This is a genomic window from Streptomyces javensis, from assembly GCF_039525925.1.
In the GTDB taxonomy this organism is placed as follows: Bacteria; Actinomycetota; Actinomycetes; order Streptomycetales; family Streptomycetaceae; genus Streptomyces; species Streptomyces asiaticus.
On the sequence record NZ_BAAAIF010000065.1, the window covers coordinates 1 to 18055 of the forward strand.

At 71.9% G+C, this 18055-nt stretch carries 16 protein-coding genes; 2 read left to right on the top strand and 14 right to left on the bottom strand.

What is annotated here, in order from left to right; all coding sequences use genetic code 11:
- Positions 1-225: 225 nt before the first annotated feature.
- From era to hrcA, 14 genes are all read right to left on the bottom strand, one after another.
- Positions 226-1182 (bottom strand): GTPase Era, encoded by a 957-nt coding sequence (gene era, locus ABD329_RS37490; RefSeq protein ID WP_198282445.1) that lies wholly within the window; start codon positions 1180-1182, stop codon positions 226-228.
- 82 nt (positions 1183-1264) lie between these two features.
- The gene (locus ABD329_RS37495; RefSeq protein WP_344317550.1) at positions 1265-1615 is read right to left on the bottom strand and encodes a cytidine deaminase; all 351 of its coding nucleotides are present in this window, start codon (positions 1613-1615) and stop codon (positions 1265-1267) included.
- Positions 1616-1771: 156 nt separating this feature from the next.
- Positions 1772-4753 (bottom strand): beta strand repeat-containing protein, encoded by a 2982-nt coding sequence (locus tag ABD329_RS37500; RefSeq protein WP_198281752.1) that lies wholly within the window; start codon positions 4751-4753, stop codon positions 1772-1774.
- Positions 4754-5209: 456 nt separating this feature from the next.
- The gene (locus ABD329_RS37505; RefSeq protein WP_198281787.1) at positions 5210-6520 is read right to left on the bottom strand and encodes a hemolysin family protein; all 1311 of its coding nucleotides are present in this window, start codon (positions 6518-6520) and stop codon (positions 5210-5212) included.
- The gene (gene ybeY / locus ABD329_RS37510) at positions 6517-7014 is read right to left on the bottom strand and encodes an rRNA maturation RNase YbeY (RefSeq protein ID WP_020871394.1); all 498 of its coding nucleotides are present in this window, start codon (positions 7012-7014) and stop codon (positions 6517-6519) included. Before ybeY ends, ABD329_RS37505 begins: the two co-directional genes overlap by 4 nt.
- Positions 7015-7026: 12 nt before the next feature.
- Entirely contained in the window at positions 7027-8031 is a 1005-nt protein-coding gene (locus ABD329_RS37515) for a PhoH family protein (RefSeq protein WP_138915706.1), read from the bottom strand.
- Between the two features lie 203 nt (positions 8032-8234).
- A complete protein-coding gene (locus tag ABD329_RS37520; RefSeq protein ID WP_344317554.1) occupies positions 8235-9347 on the bottom strand; it encodes a carbohydrate kinase family protein in 1113 nt (370 codons plus the stop codon).
- Between the two features lie 258 nt (positions 9348-9605).
- On the bottom strand, positions 9606-10526 hold the full coding sequence (locus tag ABD329_RS37525) for a ribonuclease Z (protein ID WP_198279420.1): 921 nt from the start codon (positions 10524-10526) through the stop codon (positions 9606-9608).
- 3 nt (positions 10527-10529) lie between these two features.
- On the bottom strand, positions 10530-10889 hold the full coding sequence (locus tag ABD329_RS37530; protein WP_198279419.1) for a histidine triad nucleotide-binding protein: 360 nt from the start codon (positions 10887-10889) through the stop codon (positions 10530-10532).
- Positions 10890-11000: 111 nt separating this feature from the next.
- On the bottom strand, positions 11001-11639 hold the full coding sequence (locus tag ABD329_RS37535) for a hypothetical protein (RefSeq protein WP_198279418.1): 639 nt from the start codon (positions 11637-11639) through the stop codon (positions 11001-11003).
- 201 nt (positions 11640-11840) lie between these two features.
- Positions 11841-12584, bottom strand: coding sequence for a 16S rRNA (uracil(1498)-N(3))-methyltransferase (locus ABD329_RS37540; RefSeq protein WP_198279417.1), 744 nt, complete (start codon positions 12582-12584; stop codon positions 11841-11843).
- Positions 12581-13672, bottom strand: a complete 1092-nt coding sequence (locus ABD329_RS37545; protein WP_198279416.1) for a nitronate monooxygenase — start codon at positions 13670-13672, stop codon at positions 12581-12583. Before ABD329_RS37545 ends, ABD329_RS37540 begins: the two co-directional genes overlap by 4 nt.
- Before the next feature lie 202 nt (positions 13673-13874).
- The gene (gene dnaJ, locus ABD329_RS37550; RefSeq protein ID WP_037946013.1) at positions 13875-15008 is read right to left on the bottom strand and encodes a molecular chaperone DnaJ; all 1134 of its coding nucleotides are present in this window, start codon (positions 15006-15008) and stop codon (positions 13875-13877) included.
- Entirely contained in the window at positions 15009-16025 is a 1017-nt protein-coding gene (gene hrcA, locus ABD329_RS37555; RefSeq protein ID WP_086884076.1) for a heat-inducible transcriptional repressor HrcA, read from the bottom strand.
- Between the two features lie 164 nt (positions 16026-16189).
- On the opposite strand from hrcA, the gene ABD329_RS37560 reads away from it, so the two are divergent.
- Both ABD329_RS37560 and ABD329_RS37565 read left to right on the top strand, forming a co-directional pair.
- On the top strand, positions 16190-16912 hold the full coding sequence (locus tag ABD329_RS37560) for an MBL fold metallo-hydrolase (protein WP_198279415.1): 723 nt from the start codon (positions 16190-16192) through the stop codon (positions 16910-16912).
- Positions 16913-17109: 197 nt separating this feature from the next.
- The gene (locus ABD329_RS37565) at positions 17110-17931 is read left to right on the top strand and encodes a DUF3097 domain-containing protein (protein WP_198279414.1); all 822 of its coding nucleotides are present in this window, start codon (positions 17110-17112) and stop codon (positions 17929-17931) included.
- The last annotated feature ends 124 nt before the right edge of the window (positions 17932-18055 follow it).

The following is an 18055-nucleotide window of genomic DNA, read 5'->3' on the forward strand; positions in this document are numbered from 1 at the left end:
AAAACGCTCGGCTGGGAAACCCCAGCCGAGCGCCTGCATAAACTGCTCGCAGCCTGATCAACACAACCACGTGTTGCGACGACTCCTAGAAACCGCCCTTCCCCCTCCCCGCCCCTTCCCGAAACTGGGGCTCCGCCGCAGACCCCGGGGTCCAGGGGCGAAGCCCCTGATAGCGGGAAGGGGCGGGGCGGGGAACAGCCCGCCACAGGCGCCAACGCGCCGGGCTCAGAACCCCAGCTTGCGCAGCTGCTTCGGGTCACGCTGCCAATCCTTCGCGACCTTCACATGCAGATCGAGGAAGACCGGCGTACCCAGCAGCGCCTCAATGTGCTTGCGGGACTTGGTGCCCACGTCCTTCAGACGGCGGCCCTTGGGGCCGATGATGATGCCCTTCTGGCTGGGCCGCTCGATGTAGAGGTTGGCGTGGATGTCCAGGAGCGGCCGGTCCGCGGGGCGGCCCTCGCGGGGCAGCATCTCCTCCACCACCACCGCGATGGAGTGCGGCAGTTCGTCCCGTACGCCCTCCAGCGCGGCCTCCCGGATCAGCTCGGCCACCATGACCTGCTCGGGCTCATCCGTAAGGTCGCCCTCGGCGTAGAGCGTCGGGCCCTCGGGCAGCAGCGGGACCAGCAGATCCGCCAGCAGATCCACCTGCTGGTCACCTACGGCCGACACCGGGACGATCTCGGCCCACTCGATGCCCAGCTCCTTGCCGAGCCGGTCGATGGCGATCAGTTGCTGGGCCAGCTGCTCGGGCTCGACCAGGTCGGTCTTGGTGACGATCGCGACCTTGGGGGTCTTCTTGATCCCCGCGAGCTCGGTGGCGATATAGCGGTCACCGGGGCCCAGCTTCTGGTCGGCGGGCAGGCAGAAGCCGATGACGTCGACTTCGGCCCAGGTGGTGCGCACCACATCGTTGAGCCGCTCGCCGAGCAGCGTGCGCGGCTTGTGCAGACCGGGGGTGTCGACGAGCACCAGCTGGGCGTCGGGGCGGTGCACGATGCCGCGGACGGTGTGACGGGTGGTCTGCGGGCGGTTCGAGGTGATCGCGACCTTCGTCCCCACCAGCGCGTTGGTCAGGGTCGACTTGCCCGCGTTGGGGCGGCCGACGAAGCAGGCGAAGCCCGAGCGGTGCGGGGTCTCCCGCTGCTCGGTCGGGGACGGGGAGGTACCGGCAGTCATGGCCCCCATTCTCCCCGATGCCCCGACCCGCTCGGACCAGCCGTCCCGGCCTCGTACGGCCGCCGGGGGCGGGTGGGCCGGGTCAGGCGTCCAGCGTGGCCCGCAGGGTGCCGTCGGGGCCCGCCAGCAGCACCGGGGTCCCGGCCCCGCCGAGGTCCCGTACGGCCGCGCGGTCTTCGTCCGAGGCGCTCTCCGCGTCGGTCACCACGGCCGCGGCCTCCAGGGACGAGGCACCGCTCGCCACGGCCATGGCGACGGCGGTCTGGAGGGCGCTCAGCTTCAGCGAGTCGAGGGCCACCGTCCCGGCCACATACGTACGTCCCGTCTCGTCGCGGACGGCGGCGCCCTCCGGCACCGAGTTGCGGGCCCGCACGGAGCGGGCCAGCGTGATGATCTTGCGGTCTTCGGGGTCCAACTGCGCTGCTTCGCTCATGCGGATGAGCATATGCGGGGCGTTGACCGGCGGTGACGCCGGTGTGCGGACGGCGGCCCGCGCCGGGCCACGGTGTGGCGGCCCGGCGCGGGCGATACGCGGTTGTGCGGTTGTGCGTTGTGCGGTTGTGCGGTTGTGCTCAGTGCTTCATGCGCGCTACGGGAGGAGCGGCGTCGGCTGGAAGGTCAGCGAGGCCGAACCCGACGACGGGCTCAGGCCCGGCGCGCCCGCGAAGGAGGCGGTGTATGTCGAGGCGGTGATCACCGTCGGCGGGACGGCGACGTTGCTGAGCGTGGCCGTACCGCTGGCATTGGTGACCGCGCTGCCCAGCGGGATCGGGCCCAGTACGGAGTTGGCGACGAAGGTGAGGGTCTGGCCGGGGATCGGGTTGTTCGACGCGTCCCTCAGGGTCGCGCTCAGGGTCGGGATGACGAACGTGCCGTTGATCCGCAGCCGGATGGTGGCCGGGGTGGCGGTCACGGTGGTCCCGGTCGGCGCCACGGCCACGTTCTGGGTGATGGTCGGCGAGGTGGAACCGGCGAAGCAGGTGTCGCCGCCGTAGGTGGCGGTGACCGTGTGCGCGCCGGTGGTGAGCGTGTTGGTGCTGGCCGTCGCCACTCCGGAGGCGTTGAGCGTGCCGGTGAGGGTGGGCCCGCCGCTGATCACGAACGTCACGGTCCCGGTCGGCGTGCCCGTCGCGGGCGGCACCGCGGACACGGTGGCGGTGAACGTCACGGTCTGGCCGGGGGTGGACGGGTTCGGCGAGGAGGTGAGTGTGGTCGTGGTGGCCGCCTGGCCGACGGTGACGGATCCGGAGGCCGAGGAGCCCGCCACGCCCGTGTTGCCCCCGTACGTGGCCGTCACCGCGTGCGTGCCCACCGGAATGGCACTGGTCGTCACACACGCCTGGCCGCTGGCGTTCAGCGTCCCGGTCAGGGTCGGACCACCCGCGATCGTGAACGTCACCGTCCCGGTCGGGGCACACGTGCCGGGCGCGGTCGTGGTCACCTGGGCGCACAGGGTCACCGACTGGCCGCACACCGGGGAGGGGGGCGTGATGGTCAGCGCGGTCGTGGACGCGGCCTGGCCGACGGTGATGGACCCGGAGGTCGAGGAGCCCGCCACGCCCGTGTTGCCCGCGTACGTGGCCGTCACCGCGTGGGTGCCGACCGGAATGGCACTGGTCGTCACACACGCCTGGCCGGTCGCGTCCAGCGTTCCGATCAGGGTCGGGCCGCCCGCGATCGTGAACGTCACCGTCCCGGTCGGGGTGCACGTGCTGGGCGCCGCGACCGTCACCTGGGCGCACAGGGTCACCGGCTGGCCGCACACCGGAGAGGTGGGCAGGAAGCTCAGGGTCGTGGTGGAGACGCCCTGGTTGACCGTGACGGACCCGGACGCGGTCGACCCGGCGACGCTGGTGCTGCCCCCGTAGGTGGCCGTCACCGCGTGGGTGCCGACCGGAATGGCACTGGTCGTCACACACGCCTGACCACTGGCGTTCACCGTCCCGGTCAGGGTCGGACCACCCGCGATCGTGAACGTCACCGTCCCGGTCGGGGCGCACGTGCCGGGCGGGGTCGTGGTGACCTGCGCGCACAGGGTCACCGACTGGCCGCACGACGCTGAGGGGGGTGTGATGGTCAGCGCGGTCGTCGAGGACGCCTGGTTCACCGTCAGGGGGAGGGTCGTCGTCGAGCCCAGGACGTCCCCGTCGCCCGGGTAGGTGATGGTCACGCTGTGGGTGCCGACCGGAATGGCACTGGTCGTCACGCATGCCTGACCGGTCGCGTCCAGCATGCCCGTCAGGGTCGGACCACCGGAGACGGCGAACGTCACGTTCCCGGTGGGGATGCATGTGCTCGGCGGCGCGACGCTCACGTCCGCGCAGATGGTCACCGGCTCACCGCAGACGGACGGGCTGGGCGAGATGCTCGCCGAGATACCCGAGACGCCCTGGCCCACGGTGATCGACGCGGTGCCGGTGGAGCCCGCGATGTCCGTGCTGCCCCCGTAGGTGGCGGTCACGGTGTACGACCCCGCGGTCAGGGCGTTGGTTGTCACGCACGCCTGGCCGCTGGCGTCCAGCGTGCCCGTCAGGGTCGGGCCGCCGGTGATCACGAAGGTCACCGTGCCCGTGGGCGTGCAGGTGCTCGGCGGCGACACCGTCACCTGGGCGCAGATGGTGATCGACTCACCGCAGACCGGTGCGGCCGGGGTCACCGAGACCGTCGTCGTCGAGGCTCCCTGACCGACCGTCACCGATCCGGTGTCGTTCGAGCCCGCGACGTCCCCGTTGCCGTTGTAGGTGGCCGTCACGGCATGGGTCCCCACCGGGATGGCGCTGGTGGTCACGCACGCCTGGCCGGTCGCGTCCAGGGTGCCCGTGAGCGTCGGACCGCCGGCGACGGTGAACGTCACCGTGCCCGTCGGGGTGCAGGTGCCGGGCGCGACGACGGCCACCTGGGCGCACAGGGTCACGTCCTCACCGCAGACCGGCGAGGCGGGGGAGGTGGTGAGGGTCGTGGTCGAGGCCGCGGGGTTGATGGTGAGCGGCGTCAAGGGCGAGTTGGACGGGGCGAAGCTGGTGTCGCCGTTGTAGAACGCGGCGACCTGGTGCGTGCCCACGCTCAGGGCGGGAACGGTCACGGAGGCGTTCCCGGCCCCGTCGAGAGTCCCGGTCACCGTGGGCCCGTCGGCGCTGATGATGAAGGTGACCGTGCCGGTGGGGGTGCCGCTGCCCGGGGGCGACGCCGCCACATTGGCCGTCAGGGTCACGGTCTCCCCGCAGACGGGCGCGGGCGGGACGAAGGTGACGGTGGTGGTGGTCGCCGCCTGGTTGACCTGCTGGATGGTCGTGCCGGTCGAATTGTCCGCAGGATCGCTGGAGTTGACGAAGTTCGCCGTGACCAGATGGGAGCCGACGGCGAGGGTGGAGTCGGTCACGCTGGCCGTGCCGGAGTCGACCCCGGTCTGGGTGAGTGTCACGGGTCCGAGGGTCGGGCCTCCGGCGATGACGAAGGTCACGTCGCCCCAGGGAGGGGTCCCGGCGGTGATACCGGTGACGGTTGCGGTGTAGGTGACGGATTGACCGAAGACGGAGGGGTTCGGCGTGGAGGTCACCGTGGTGGTGGACATGGAAGCGGCCGCCCTTTCCTGAGCTCAGGGGGATGAGCCGCCCGGCTCCGCGCGAAGCATGCCGCGCGGAGCCTGGCCTCTGTGCGGGGGTGCCCATACGGCCGACCTGTCTACGTCAAAGCAGACAGGCCGACTGTCCCCCGACAGAGGTATGGGCGACCCACCAGTCGGTATCTGCAAGTAAGCGGGCGCCTACGCCAGATGGGCCAGGGAGCGGACGGCTATTCCACCCGGATGGCGCAGCGCGGACCGCGCGTTGCCGATGCGCTGGCGCGAGGGGCCGCTGCCGTACGGGCGGGTGCCGCGCCCCGGCGCGTACGGCGGGAGCGCGGAAGGTGGGAGCGCGGGAGGTGGGCGGGGCCGGGCCGGGTCGGGTCGGGTCGGCGGAGCACAGTGCGCACGGCGCGGCCCCGCCCACGGGGTGTGGGCGGGGCCGTATCACGGTTTGCGCGGGGGTTACTCCGGCTCGGCCGCGGCGGTTTCGCGGACCGGCTCGACCAGCACCGTGACGATGCGGTTGCGGCGGCCCGCCGGGGACTCGGCGGTCAGCCGCAGCGCCTTGAGCGCGGGGTCCACCCCGCCCTCGGGGACGTCGACCTCGGCCCTGGCGCCCGCGATCGGCACCCGGCCCAGCGCCTTGGCGAGCAGCCCGCCCACCGTCTCGACGTCCTCGTCCTCCAGATCCGTGCCGTACAGCTCCCCGAGGTCGCCCAGGGCGAGCCGGGCGGTCACCCGGTGGGTGCCGTCGCCGAGGTCCTCGACGGGCGGCAGCTCACGGTCGTACTCGTCGGTGATCTCGCCGACGATCTCCTCGAGGATGTCCTCGATGGTGACGATCCCCGCCGTGCCGCCGTACTCGTCGATCACCACGGCCACGTGGTTGCGCTCCTGCTGCATCTCGCGCAGCAGATCGCCCGCGTTCTTGGTGTCCGGGACGAAGGCGGCGGGCCGCATCGCGGTGGAGACCAGCTCGGCCTCGGCCTCGCGGTTGATGTGCGTCTTGCGGACCAGGTCCTTAAGGTAGACGATCCCCACGATGTCGTCCTCGTTCTCCCCGGTGACCGGGATCCGGGAGAAGCCGGAGCGCAGCGCGAGGGTGAGGGCCTGCCGGATGGTCTTGAAGCGCTCGATGACCACGAGGTCGGTGCGCGGCACCATCACCTCGCGCACCAGGGTGTCGCCGAGCTCGAAGACGGAGTGGACCATGCGCCGCTCCTCGTCCTCGATCAGCGACTCCTGCTCGGCGAGGTCCACCAGGGCGCGCAGCTCGGCCTCGGAGGCGAACGGGCCCTTGCGGAAGCCCTTACCGGGCGTCAGCGCGTTACCGAGGAGGATCAGCAGCGGCGGGATGGGGCCCATGACCCGGGCCAGCGGGATCAGCACATAGGCGGCGACGGTCGCGGTGTTGAGCGGATGCTGGGCGCCGATGGTGCGCGGGGAGACGCCGACGGCCACATACGACACCAGGACCATCACGCCGATCGCGACGGTCAGCGCCTTCCAGGTCTCGGGGAACTCGCGCAGGCTCGCGAAGGTGACGACCGCGCCCGCCGCGACCTCGCAGGCGACCCGGACCAGCAGGGCCACGTTGAGATAGCGGGTGGGGTCCTCGGCGACGAGCATCAGCTTGGCGCTGCCCCGGCGCCCGGAGCGCACGGCCTCCTCGGCGCGGAACCGGGTGGTGCGGGCCAGGCCGGCCTCCGCGCAGGCCGCCAGCCATGCCACCACGACCAGCAGGACGGCCGCGGTGACGAGCTGCGCGCTCATCGGACGGTGGGGGCCGGGGAGGGGCCGGTGACGCCCTGCTCCGCGCGCCAGCCGTCGACGATGGCGGCCTGGAGGCCGAACATCTCGGCGCGCTCGTCCGCCTCCTCGTGGTCATAGCCGAGGAGGTGGAGGACGCCGTGGACGGTGAGCAGCTGGAGCTCCTCGTCCATGGAGTGCCCGGTCGGCGCCTCCTCCCCCTGCTTCTTGGCCACTTCGGGGCAGAGCACGATGTCCCCGAGGAGGCCCTGCGGGGGCTCCTCGTCGTCCTTGGCCGGCGGGCGCAGCTCGTCCATCGGGAAGGACATGACATCGGTCGGACCCGGCAGATCCATCCACTGGATGTGCAGCTGCTCCATGGCGTCGGCGTCGACGACGATCACCGAGAGTTCGGAGAGCGGGTGGATACGCATCCGGGCGAGCGCGTAGCGGGCGATGTCCAGCACCGCCCGCTCGTCGATATCGGTACCGGATTCGTTGTTGACGTCGATCGCCATGGGGGTTCGCGGTTACTTTCCGTTGCGGCTGTCGTACTGGTCGTATGCGTCGACGATCCGGCCGACCAGCTTGTGACGGACCACGTCGGTGCTGGTGAGCATGGAGAAGTGAACATCATCGACGCCGTCCAGGATCTCCCGCACCTGGCGCAGACCGCTCTTGGTCCCGCCGGGGAGGTCGATCTGGGTGATGTCGCCCGTGATCACTATCTTGGAGTCGAAGCCGAGCCGGGTGAGGAACATCTTCATCTGCTCGGGGTTCGTGTTCTGGGCCTCGTCGAGGATGATGAACGCGTCATTGAGCGTACGGCCACGCATGTACGCCAGCGGCGCGACCTCGATCGTGCCCGCGGCCATCAGGCGCGGGATGGAGTCGGGGTCGAGCATGTCGTGCAGCGCGTCGTAGAGCGGCCGCAGATACGGGTCGATCTTCTCGTAGAGGGTGCCGGGGAGGAAGCCGAGCCGCTCCCCCGCCTCGACCGCGGGCCGGGTCAGGATGATCCGGTTGACCTGCTTGGACTGGAGCGCCTGGACCGCCTTGGCCATAGCGAGATAGGTCTTGCCGGTGCCCGCGGGGCCGATGCCGAAGACGACCGTGTGCTTGTCGATGGCGTCGACATAGCGCTTCTGGTTGAGCGTCTTGGGGCGGATGGTGCGGCCGCGGTTGGAGAGGATGTTCTGGGTGAGCACCTCGGCGGGCGTCTCCTGCACCTCGCTTCCGCCGTTCTCAGCCGCGCGCAGCATGGAGATCGAGCGCTCCACCGCATCCTCCGTCATCGGTTGACCGGTGCGGAGCACCAGCATCATCTCATCGAACAGACGCTGGACCAGGGCGACTTCCTTCGGGTCCCCGGTGGCGCTGACTTCATTGCCCCGTACATGAATATCGGTCGCCGGGAACGCGTTCTCGATCACACGGAGCAGCGCGTCACCGGATCCCAGGACCATGACCATGGGGTGCTTGCTCGGGACCGTGAACTGCGCATGCGCCTGCGGTGCTGTGGTTGGTTGCGTCATGGGCCGGCTCTCTGGCCTGCTTCTACCTCCGATACAGGGTTCTCGCCGCTCGACAACCTTGGGTTCCAGGGTACGACGGAGCACCGACAACACCCGAGCCCTTTTACTCCTATCCGCTCATCGCCCCGCCATCCGGGTCCTCCCGCGACTCCTGACCGTCCGGGGGCCGGGGCCCCGGCGCCAGGCCCGGCCCGCGCCCCGCGCTACGCCTGGCGGAAACCGATCGTCGGGACGGCCCGGCGCAGCGGCCAGGGGCGGGCGGCGGCCGGGAGCAGCCGGTCGAGGAAGGCGTAGCGGCGCAGCGCGCGGGCGGGCTGGTCGTCGTAGGCGCGGGCGTGCTGCCACCAGGCGGCGATCTCGACCCAGCCGGGCGCCGACAGCGAGCCGCCGAACTCCTGCACCGACAGCGCGGCGGTCAGCCCCGCGAAGGCCAGCCGGTCGGCGAGCGGCCACTCGGCGAGCGTGCCGGTGACGAAACCGGCCACGAACACGTCCCCGGCCCCGGTCGGGTCCAGGGCCTCCACGGAGATCGCGGGCACCTCGGCGGTCTCGCCGGTGCGGCCGTCGACCGCGTACGCCCCCTCGGAGCCGAGCGTGACGACGGCCAGCGGCACCCGGTCGGACAGGGCCCGGGCGGCGGCGCGCGGGCAGTCGGTGCGGGTGTAGCGCATCGCCTCCTCGGCGTTGGGCAGGAACGCCTCGCAGTGCTCCAGCTCGGAGAGGTCGGCCGGGTCCCAGCGGCCGGTGTCGTCCCAGCCGACGTCCGCGAAGACCCTGCTGCCGCGGCGGGCGGCCTCGGCGACCCACTCCTGGCCGCGGCCGGGCACCAGGGAGGCCACGGCGGCGCGGGCCGGGGGCGGGCAGCTGGGCGCGGGCGCCTCGGGCGGCGGGGCCTCATGGCCGTGGGAGACCATGGTCCGCTCGCCCTCGTAGGCCATGGAGACGGTCACCGGGGAGTGCCAGCCGGGGATCGTGCGGGAGAGCGACAGATCGATGCCCTCGCCGTGGTCCAGGGCGTCCCGGCAGTAGTCCCCGTAGTGGTCGTCGCCGAAGGCGGCGGCGAGCGAGGTGCGCAGGCCGAGCCGGGCCAGGGCGGTGGCCATATTGGCGACGCCACCGGGGCTCGAGCCCATGCCGCGGGCCCAGGACTCGGTGCCGCGGACGGGGGCGCTGTCCAGACCGGTGAAGATAATGTCCAGGAAGACCGTGCCGGTCAGATAGACGTCGCAGTCCGCGTCGCCGGGGCGGCGCACGTTCGCGAGCGGGTCGAGCAGGTGGTAGCCCGCCGTGAGCTTGTCGCCCTCGTGTGTCGTCACCGCGCTCTCCCAGGTCTTGCCGGTCCGCCTCCGCCGTCTGATGCGGGTGCGGCCAGTGTGCACGATGGCACCGACAACGGGCCGGGGTCCGGCCCACCGTCACCCTCGGCGGTCGTCGGTCCCGTCTCGGCGGTCATCGGTCCCGTCTCGGCGGTCATCGGGCCCGCCGCCCGCGCAGGGGTGCGGCGGTCAGCGGCCCCCACGCCTCTGCCGAGACGCGGCGGTCATCGCGGCCCCCACGCCCCCGCCCGGGCGCCCTCAGCGCCGTTTGGGCAGCGCCACCGTCATCAGGTCCTGGGCGACCGTGAGCTCCCCGTCGAACCCCGCGTCCCGCGCCTGACGCTCGAACTCGGAGGGGTCGCCGTAGCGCTGCGAGAAGTGCGTCAGCACCAGATGCCGCACCCCCGCCCCGGCGGCGAGCCGGGCGGCCTGCCCGGCGGTCAGATGCCCGTACTCGACGGCCAGGGCCTCGTCCTCGTCCAGGAAGGTCGACTCGATGACCAGCAGATCGCACCCCTGCGCCAGGGCGTCCGCGCCGTCGCACAGCCGGGTGTCCATGATGAACGCGAAGCGCTGCCCCCGGCGCACCTCGCTGACCTCCTCGATCGCCACCGTGCGCCCCTCGATCTCCAGCACCCGGTCCCGCTGGAGCCGGCCGATGTCCGGCCCCCGGACGCCGAGCGCGGCGAGCCGCTCGGGCAGCATCCTGCGGCCGTCCGGTTCGATCAGGCGATAGCCGTAGGACTCGACGGGGTGCGAGAGCCGGGCGGCCTCCAGCGTGTACGCGGGGGCACGGGCCAGCACCGCGCCGTCACCGGCGACCGGCTCCTCGGTCAGCGCGACCGTCTCGCGGTAGGCCGTCGCGTAGCGCAGCCGCTCGAAGAACCGCTGTCCGCTCGCCGGGTAGTGGGCGGTCACCCGGTGCGGCACCCGGTCCAGGTTGATCCGCTGGATCACCCCGGCCAGGCCCAGGGAGTGGTCCCCGTGAAAGTGCGTGACACAGATCCGGTCGATGTCATGCGCGGCGACCCCGGCCCTCAGCATCTGGCGCTGGGTGCCCTCGCCGGGGTCGAACAGCAGGCCCTCGCCGTCCCAGCGCAGCAGATAGCCGTTGTGGTTGCGGTGCCGGGTCGGCACCTGGCTGGCGGTGCCGAGGACGATCAGTTCCCGCGCGGACAAGGCTTATCCGGGGGGCCAGTTGAGCCCGCGGCCGCCCAGGACGTGGGCGTGCGCGTGGAAGACGGTCTGACCGGCGCCGGAGCCGGTGTTGAACACCACGCGGTAGCCCGTCTCGTCGAGCTTCTCATCCGCGGCGACCGCGCCCGCCTCACGCAGCACGTCCGCGGTGACCTGCGGTTCGGCCGCCGCGAGTGAGGCCGCGTCCGGGTGGTGCGCCTTGGGGATCACCAGGACGTGCGTGGGCGCCTGGGGGTTTATGTCGCGGAAGGCGACGGTGGTGTCCGTCTCGCGGACGACGGTGGCCGGCACCTCCCCCGACACAATCTTGCAGAACAGGCAGTCGGCCTGCGGTTCTCCCGCCACCGGTGGCTCCTCGAGGATCGTCGGCACGTACGGTCCGGATGGTACCGGGAGGGCCTGTCGACGGAAGCGATCGCGGGCTATTCGCTCCGGCCGCCGCACCGGGTGCCGCCCTTACCGTCCTCCGGTGCCGCCCTTACCGTCCTCACCGGCGCCGTCGTCGGCGCCGACCTGGCCGGTGCCGCCCTCGGTGGTCGGATGCTCCCAGGGGTGGCTGCGGGTCGGCTCCGGGGCCTCCGTGGTCCGGTGCTCCCAAGGGTGGCTACGGGTCGGCTCGGGGGCCTCGGTCGTCCGGTGCTCCCAAGGGTGGCTACGGGTCGGCTCAGGGGGCTCCGTGGTCCGGTGCTCCCAAGGGTGACTGCGGGTCGGCCGGGGGCTCTCGGTGTCCGAGCCGCCGCCCTGGCACTCCCCGATCACATTCGCCTCGAAGACCTTCCGGCCGTCCACCTGGCCGGTCAAGTCGCCCCGGACGCAGTGGTCCTCCCGGACGTAGGTGACCCGGCCCCTGATCCTGACGTCCTTGTCGTTGTCGGTCCTGCCGTGGCAGTCCACCCGTGCGTCGGTCTCCCCGGCCCGCTCGCTCCGCGAGGGCGAAGCGGCACCCGCCGTACGGCCGTTCCTGAACTCGGCGTTGCAGCTCATCCAGCGGACGTCGACACCGCCCCGTTCCAACGCCTCGGTGGCGACCTGGTCCGTGGTGATCGCGACCGTCACGGAGCTGATGCCGCCGCCCGTGGGCTCACATGCCGTCACCGCGACCACCGCCGCGCCGACCGCCGCGACGGCGAAGAGCGCCGGTCCCCGTCTTGTCCGTCGTGCCTGCCGTGTCCGTCGTGCCTGCCTTGCCTGGCTCAATACCCCCATGGGGGGTAGGTTCCCATCGGCCGGCGCGAACCGGAAGGCCGTCCTCGGCCAGGTGCGAACGTACCCGGCGAGGAGCCCTGGAGGGGCCTCTCAGCCCCAGCGGCCGGTGCGGCCGAGCAGCAGCGCGGCGGCCGCCGTTCCGGCCGTGGAGGTGCGCAGCACGCTCGGACCCAGCCGGTACGGCCGTGCGCCCGCCTCGGCGAAGGTGGCCAACTCCTCCGGGGATACGCCCCCTTCGGGGCCGACGACCAGCACGATCTCGCCACTCGCGGGCAGTTGGGCCGTCGCGAGCGGCTCACCGCCCTCCTCGTGGAGCACGGCGGCGAATCGGGCCTCGGCGAGCAGCCGGGCGACCTGCCGGGTCGTCATCGCGTCCGTGACCTCGGGGAAGGTCAGCCGACGCGACTGCTTGCCCGCCTCCCGAGCGGTCGACCGCCACTTGCCGAGCGCCTTGAGGCCCCGTTCGCCCTTCCACTGGGTGACGCAGCGGGCGGCCGACCACGGCACGACGGCGTCCACGCCCGTCTCCGTCATGGTCTCCACCGCCAGTTCGCCCCGGTCGCCCTTGGGCAGCGCCTGGACGACGGTGATCCTCGGGTCCGGGGCGGTCTCCCGGCGCACCTCGTCCACCGCGACCTCCAGCCGGTCCTTGCCCTCTACGGCCGCCACGGTGCCCTGGACGCCCGTACCGTGGCCGTCCGTCAGCACCACCGGCTCACCGACGCGCAGCCGCCTTACGGACACCGCGTGGCGCCCCTCCGGGCCCTCCAGCCGGACCCGGGCCCCCGCGGCCGCCCCCGCCAGGGAGTCGGCCACGAACACCGGGGCGGTCACGACACCGCACCCCGCTGGGGCTGAAGCCCCAACGCGGCCCGCGCCGCGTCGAGTTCCACCGCGAGCGTCTCCACCAGCCGCGCGGCGGGCAGCTCACGCGCCAGCCGGTGGCCCTGTCCGGCCCACAGCGCCATCCCCTGGGGGTCACCCGCCTTGGCGGCCGCCTTACGGAGGCCGGAGGTCATGTGGTGCAGCTGGGGGTAGGCGGCGGGCGCGTACGGGGCGTGCTCGCGCATGAAGCGGTTGACCAGGCCCCGGGCCGGGCGCCCGGAGAAGGCCCGGGTCAACTCGGTGCGGCCGAACAGCGGATCCGTCATCGCCTGCTTGTGCAGGGCGTTCGCCCCGGACTCGGGGCACACCAGGAACGCGGTCCCCAGCTGGGCCGCGACCGCGCCCGCGGACAGCGCGGCGGCGATCTGCGAACCGCGCATGATCCCGCCCGCCGCGATGATCGGGATCTGGACGTATTCACGGACCAACGTGATCAGCGACAGCAGCCCGAGCCCGACGCCCATCCCGTCCGCGGCCGGGTCATTGCTGTACGTGCCCTGGTGGCCGCCGGCCTCCACACCCTGCACACAGACGGCGTCGGCGCCCGCCCACTGGGCGGTCTGCGCCTCGACGGGCGAGGTCACGGTGACGACCGTACGGGTGCCGACCTTGGCGAGGGCGTCGAGAACGGCGCGGGTCGGGCAGCCGAAGGTGAACGAGACGACCGGAACGGGGTTGTCGAGCAGCACGGCCAGCTTGGCGTCGTACGCGTCGTCCGAGCCCGACTCCGGGTCGCCCAGCGAGGTCTCGTACCAGGCCGCCTCGCCCGCGAGCCGCTCGCCGTAGGCCGCGACGGCGGCCGGGTCGGGGTTGGGCGGCTGCGGCATGAACAGATTCATGCCGAAGGGCCGGTCGGTCAGCCCCCGCAGCTGTTTGATCTCTTCATACATCGCCTCCGGCGTCTTGTAGCCGGCGGCGAGGAAACCGAGGCCACCGGCCTCGGAGACAGTGGCGGCGAGCTGCGGGCAGGAGGCTCCACCCGCCATCGGCGCCTGCACGATCGGGTACCGGTAAAGATCGGTCAGCGCGGAGGACATGGCCACATCGTGTCATGCCCTCCGCACCGGCTCACCACCGGATCAAGGGCGCCGCGGAGATCAGCGGCTCCGCGCGGGCCGTCTCCCGGCCCGGCGCGCCTACCGCCCGTTGAACGCGTCCTTCAACCGCGAGAACAACCCTTGCTGCCCCGGCTTGCCGCACTCCCCCGGGGGCCAACCCCCGTACCCCCGGCCGAAGCGCCTACCGCCCGTTGAACGCGTCCTTCAACCGCGAGAACAACCCTTGCTGCCCCGGCTTGAACTCGCCGGTCGGGCGCTCCTCGCCGCGCAGCTTGGACAGCCGCCGCAGCAGCTCCTCCTGCTCCGGGTCCAGCTTGGTCGGGGTGGTCACCTCGACGTGCACGATCAGGTCGCCCCGGCCGCCGCCCCGCAGATGGGTGACGCCGCGCTGGTGCAGCGGGACCGACTGGCCGGACTGGGTGCCGGGCCGGATGTCGATCTCCTCCAGGCCGTCCAGCGTCTCCAGCGGCACCTTGGTGCCGAGGGCCGCCGCAGTCATCGGGATCGTCACCGTGCAGTGCATGTCGTCACCGCGCCGCTGGAAGACGGGGTGCGGCACCTCGTGGATCTCCACGTACAGGTCGCCCGCCGGGCCGCCGCCCGGTCCGACCTCGCCCTCACCGGCCAGCTGGATCCTGGTGCCGTTGTCCACACCGGCGGGGATCTTCACCGTAAGGGTGCGCCGGGAGCGGATCCGGCCGTCGCCCGCGCACTCCGGGCACGGGGTCGGCACCACGGTGCCGAAGCCCTGGCACTGGGGGCACGGCCGCGAGGTCATGACCTGGCCCAGGAAGGACCGCGTCACCTGGGAGACCTCACCGCGACCACGGCACATGTCACAGGTCTGCGCCGAGGTGCCCGGCGCCGCGCCCTCGCCGCTGCACGTCGTGCAGACGACCGCGGTGTCGACCTGGATGTCCTTGGTGGTCCCGAACGCGGCCTCGCTCAGCTCCACGTCCAGCCGGATCATCGCGTCCTGACCGCGCCGGGTCCGGGAACGCGGACCGCGCTGCGAGGCGGTGCCGAAGAACGCGTCCATGATGTCGGAGAAGTTGCCGAAACCCGCGCCGAAGCCGCCGGCGCCACCGCCGCCGGGCCCCGCGTTCGGGTCCCCGCCCAGGTCGTAGACCTGCTTCTTCTGCGGGTCCGACAAGACCTCGTAAGCGGCGTTGATCTCCTTGAACCGCTCCTGGGTCTTCGGATCCGGGTTCACGTCCGGATGCAGCTCGCGGGCGAGCCGCCGGAATGCCTTCTTGATCTGGTCCTGCGAGGCATCACGAGGCACGCCCAGGACTGCGTAGTAGTCCGTCGCCACTTACGACTCCGCCAGGATCTGTCCGACGTAACGTGCCACTGCGCGTACCGCTCCCATCGTTCCGGGGTAGTCCATGCGGGTCGGTCCGACCACGCCGAGTTTGGCGACCGCCTCGTCGCCGGAACCGTAGCCGACCGCGACGACCGAGGTGGCAGTCAGCCCCTCGTGAGCATTCTCATGCCCGATCCGCACGGTCATACCCGAGTCCTTGGCCTCGCCCAGCAGCTTGAGGAGGACGACCTGCTCCTCGAGTGCCTCCAGAACGGGCCGGATCGTCAGGGGGAAATCATGCACGAAACGCGTGAGGTTCGCGGTGCCGCCGATCATCAGCCGCTCCTCGGTCTCCTCCACGAGCGTCTCGAGCAAGGTCGACAGTACGATCGAGACGGTCCCCCGGTCCTCCTGTTCGAAGGACTCCGGAAGATCCTGCACCAACTGCGGCACATCCGCGAAACGCCGCCCCACGACCCGGCTGTTGAGCCGGGCACGCAGATCGGCGAGCGAATCCTCGGTGACCGGGGTGGGGCAGTCGACCATGCGCTGCTCCACCCGCCCCGTGTCGGTGATCAACACCAGCATCACCCGGGCCGGGGCCAGCGGGAGCAGCTCCACATGGCGCACCGTCGAACGGGTCAGCGACGGATACTGCACCACCGCCACCTGCCGGGTCAGCTGCGCCAGCAGCCGGACCGTGCGCCCCACCACGTCGTCGAGGTCGACCGCACCGTCCAGGAAGTTCTGAATGGCCCGCCGCTCCGGGCTGGACAGTGGCTTGACTCCGGCCAGCTTGTCCACGAAGAGGCGATAGCCCTTGTCCGTGGGGATCCGCCCGGCGCTCGTATGCGGCTGGGCGATGAAGCCCTCGTCCTCCAGAGCGGCCATGTCATTACGCACCGTGGCCGGGGAGACCCCCAGCCGGTGCCGCTCGGTGAGCGCCTTGGAGCCGACCGGCTCCTCCGTCCCCACATAGTCCTGGACAATGGCACGCAGCACCTCGAGTCTGCGTTCGCTGAGCACCCCGCGCACCTCCAGTCCAGCGGTCTCATCAGGTCGTCCGTCTGGCACTCACCGGGCACGAGTGCCAAAGCCCCTCCGCCAGTGTACGGCGGGGTGCGGTGGCATGGGCAAGAGCCGCCGCTGGCAGCAACTCTCCCCCATCCCCGTTGAGCTAGCGTCGCGGTATGGAGACGTGTTGGGAAGAGGCGGGCTGGGAGCGGCTCGCGCCCGGTGTGGCCCGCCGTCGGATGCCGGAGTGGGACGAGACGGTCGGCGTGGTCGTCGGACGCACCGACATCCTCGTCGTGGACACCGGCGCGACCCTGCGCGCCGGGGCCGAGCTGCGCTCCGGGATCACCCGGCTGACCGGCCGCCGCCCCACCCGGATCGCGCTCACCCATCCGCACTTCGACCATGTCCTGGGCTCGGCCGCCTTCGCGGGCTGCGAGGTCTACGGAGCCACGGGCCTGGACGGGCTGCTGCGCCGCGAGCGGGAGGCGCTGCGCGAGGACGCCATCCGCCACGGGGTGGACCGGGACGCCGCCACCGAGGCGGTGGACCATCTGGTCTCCCCGCACCACCTGGTCTGCGGGGAGCTCAGCCTGGACCTCGGCGGCCGTACGGTGCTGCTGGCCAATGTGGGGCCCGGTCACACCGCCCATGACCTGGCCGTCCTGGTGCCCGGTCGGCCCGAGGTGGTCTTCTGCGGCGATCTGGTGGAGGAGTCCGGGACGCCCCAGGCCGGTCCCGACGCGATCCCCGGCCACTGGCCCGCCGCCCTCGACCGGCTGCTCGCCCTCGGCAGCGCGGACGCGCGGTACGTCCCGGGGCACGGCTCCGTGGTGGACGCCGCGTTCGTACGGGCCCAACGCGACGAACTGGCCGCCCGCTTCGGCGTGTCCGGCTGACCGTCGCTCCAGTCGCTCGTTCCAGTCACTCGCTCTAGTCGTTCGCCTAGGGCTGTCCGGCGGACCACGCGGGCAGGGGCTGGGGCGGTGTGGGGAACAACCCGCCGCAGGCATCAAGATCCGCCGGACACCCCTGGTCGTTCGGCCAGTTGTGCGCCTGCGGGAGCGGGTGGCCGGCGCGCGCTATCGTCATCCGGATGCGACAGTACGACCCGGACCTGACCCCGCCCTGGAAGCGGCAGCGGCCCGCCCCCGAGGTCCCCGCCGAACCGGACCTCGTCGTGGAGGAGGTCACCACCGGATTCTGTGGTGCGGTGATCCGCTGCGAGAAGACCGCCCAGGGTCCGACGGTCACTCTGGAGGACCGCTTCGGCAAACATCGCGTCTTCCCCATGGAGCCGCGCGGTTTTCTGCTCGAGGGGCGCGTCGTCACGCTCGTACGCCCGCGCGCGGCGGCCCCCAGCGCGCCGCAGCGCACGGCCTCGGGGTCGATCGCCGTGCCGGGAGCCCGTGCGAGGGTCGCCCGCGCGGGGCGCATCTATGTCGAGGGGCGCCATGACGCGGAGCTGGTCGAGCGGGTCTGGGGCGACGATCTGCGCATCGAGGGCGTCGTCGTGGAGTACCTGGAGGGCGTCGACGACCTGCCCGCCATCGTTGACGACTTCGCCCCCGGCCCGGACGCCCGGCTCGGCGTCCTCGTCGACCATCTGGTGACGGGCTCCAAGGAGTCCCGCATCGCCGCGCAGGTCACCGGCGAGCATGTGCTGGTCCTCGGCCACCCCTACATCGACATCTGGGAGGCCGTGAAGCCGTCCTCGCTCTCCATCCCGGCCTGGCCGACGGTGCCGCACGGCCAGGACTGGAAGAAGGGCGTCTGCCGCGCCCTGGGCTGGCCGGAGAACACCGGGGCCGCCTGGCAGCGGATCCTGTCCTCGGTCCACTCCTACAAGGACCTCCAGCCGGAGCTCCTGGGGCGGGTGGAGGAATTGATCGACTTCGTGACGGCCCCACAGGGCTGACGGCCGCCGTAAGGGGCTGACGGCCTGACGGCCGCTGTAAGGGGGCTGAGGTCTCCGTACGGGCTGACGGCCGCCGTAAGGGCTTAATGGCTCCCGTACGGGCAATTGACTCGCCTACGGACCG

Coding starts and splice junctions, on each gene's coding strand:
- ABD329_RS37565 (WP_198279414.1), top strand. CDS start 17,110: ATGCGACAGTACGACCCGGACCTGACCCCGCCCTGGAAGCGGCAGCGG.
- ABD329_RS37500 (WP_198281752.1), bottom strand. CDS start 4,753: ATGTCCACCACCACGGTGACCTCCACGCCGAACCCCTCCGTCTTCGGT.
- ABD329_RS37495 (WP_344317550.1), bottom strand. CDS start 1,615: ATGAGCGAAGCAGCGCAGTTGGACCCCGAAGACCGCAAGATCATCACG.
- ybeY (WP_020871394.1), bottom strand. CDS start 7,014: ATGGCGATCGACGTCAACAACGAATCCGGTACCGATATCGACGAGCGG.
- ABD329_RS37505 (WP_198281787.1), bottom strand. CDS start 6,520: ATGAGCGCGCAGCTCGTCACCGCGGCCGTCCTGCTGGTCGTGGTGGCA.
- era (WP_198282445.1), bottom strand. CDS start 1,182: ATGACTGCCGGTACCTCCCCGTCCCCGACCGAGCAGCGGGAGACCCCG.
- ABD329_RS37560 (WP_198279415.1), top strand. CDS start 16,190: ATGGAGACGTGTTGGGAAGAGGCGGGCTGGGAGCGGCTCGCGCCCGGT.
- ABD329_RS37515 (WP_138915706.1), bottom strand. CDS start 8,031: ATGACGCAACCAACCACAGCACCGCAGGCGCATGCGCAGTTCACGGTC.
- ABD329_RS37545 (WP_198279416.1), bottom strand. CDS start 13,672: ATGTCCTCCGCGCTGACCGATCTTTACCGGTACCCGATCGTGCAGGCG.